Source organism: Alicycliphilus sp. T452, assembly GCF_054512775.1.
Window position 1 is genome coordinate 1 of the sequence record NZ_JBTNEH010000063.1, and the last position, 2,141, is coordinate 2,141.

The window sequence follows — 2,141 nt, forward strand, 5'->3', positions numbered from 1 at the left end:
TCATCATGTCAGAAGATGCCAAATCGGACCGCCCCCAGGTGGCGGCAATCGGGTGTCGCTGCATGAATTCCAGCACAGCCTGGCAGGCCTGGCTCAGACGCCGTTCGTCCCGCGCCCAGCGCATGGCCTGGCGAATGCTGGTGGCAGACAATTGCGGAATCATGCGCGCGCATTCGACCGCAGTCAGACTGGTGCCGTGGGCCATGATGCCGGCATAGACCATCAGCAGCTCGTCGGTAGAGCGCGGCTCACGTCCGAGCATGATCCAGCTAAAGCGCACCTGGGCGTCAACGGCCAGAATCACTTCCGGCAATTGAACCTCACCGATGCGGTGATCCAAAGCCGCGCGCAGCTTGGTCACTTCTGGGTCTTCGTCCTCTGCGGGCAATGGCGACAAATGGAGTTCATCATCCACGCGCAGTACGCCACTGCGGGCTGCAGCGGCCACCGCATCGACACCGGCAGTTACTCTGGCCAGCAAAGGCTTCAAGAAAGTGGCAGCCTTGCTGGGTAACGATAGACGGGCATAGTGTTTCTTGGACTCTGCCTGCCAACGCTCGTCCGTGAAGAACAAGCGCGCACGACCCCGAAAGCTCAGGCTGTGCTCAATCCAGACCGAGCCATTGCGCACCGCGCGGCGCAGGGCAAACAGGGTGGCCACCTCCAACGCCTGAAACGCCCGTTCCCGGTCTGGGCTGGAGATCGAAACCTGCCAGATCATTCCCAGACTTGGTGCCACCACTTCAACTGGCAGCTTTCTGGATCCTTTGAGATATAAAGCTTGCAGCTTGGCAAGGTACTCGATGGCAGGATGCTCGCCGGTGGCCTGCCAGGGCAGCTTTGCAATGGCGACGAGCAACGACCGCACGGGGCGAATTCCATCAATCAATCCCTCGCGGACCAGGGAGGCCCTGCTCGGTGGTTTGCGTTTCTGGGTTTCGGTGATCAAGGCTTCAAGACGGGCACGCAACTCAGCATCTGGCACCGCACCTTGCGCGCTCAAGGCAACAAGTTCGCCGAGCAGCGTTTTGTACATTGCGGCCCAATTGACGGTAGCGGGGACATCGGCGGCAGCCTGACGCCACAGATCGGCGATCCGGCGCTGCACCATAAGGATCAACTGGTCTGTGGTGGTGAACAGGCAATACCGAAGAAAGCATGCGACCTCCACGGTGCGCGCTGGCTCTTTGATCTTGGCTCCGGCTGAGGGCGGCCTGGAGACAAGTCGGCGCGCGTAGCGGCGCAAGATGAGATCGGGGATGTCTGCCAGGTGCTTATGAACGTCCAGCGTGTAAAGCAGGTCGATGCGCTCCAGTACCTCGCTGATTTGGCGGGTTGAGTGTTTCGCCGGTGCAGCCCATAGCCAACTCTGCTGGGTTTGTCCATCTGGGCGCAGCTCTGAAACTGAGGCTCGCCAGCGATCAAGTGTTGCTGGATCAACGCTGGCGGCGATGGCGGTGCCTGTTTCAACTTCAAGCTGGGCAAGTGCCGCCGCAATCAGTGTCCGAATTGCCCGCTCGTGCACGATCACCAGCTTGTTCTTGTACAGCCATTGACGCGCCCGCACGAGTAGCTGATCGCGGTCGGCGCAGCGCGCCACTTCGTCGCGCAGTTCACGTACCAGTGAGCGGCGCTGGTGCTCGCTCATCCACTGGAATCCAAGGACCGTGCAGGCTACTTGTTGGTGATCGAATAGCGTGCGCCCGCGTTCATACATGGCTCTCAGCGAGGCGACTTCTGGTGCTGCAATGCCAAGCTCGTTGCCAAGGTGGCGCCACAAGGCTACTGGAATTACCCGAAAGGCACCGAGCAAACGCCCACTCATGCGCAGGAAACCAATATGGAGCGCCAGACCAAGCTTGTGGGAATCACCTCGGCGTGCATTGATTGCGTCGCGCTCGGCACCATCGAAGGTGAAAAATGCCTTCATCTCGAAGTCGCTGATATCGCGGGGGAGCCCACGCATCCCCAAAAACGTTGTGTGCCAACCCTGCATCGTGAACCTCAAAAGTGGGAGGCCACCATACCCGTTTACAAAGCGAACAGGAAAGTCAATGAAATCAACGGTCTACCCAGACCACCCCCGCGCCAGTGCTAGCTTTGCGTACCGTCACTTATTGCACTGAAAACGAGGAGACCCC

The 2,141-nt window shown here is 59.7% G+C and carries 1 protein-coding gene; it reads right to left on the reverse strand.

Annotated elements, in window-relative coordinates; genetic code table 11:
• On the reverse strand, positions 1–1,996 hold a 1,996-nt coding region (locus tag ACX12L_RS22865), incomplete at its 3' end, for a Tn3-like element IS1071 family transposase (RefSeq protein ID WP_459264561.1).
• Positions 1,997–2,141: the final 145 nt, after the last annotated feature.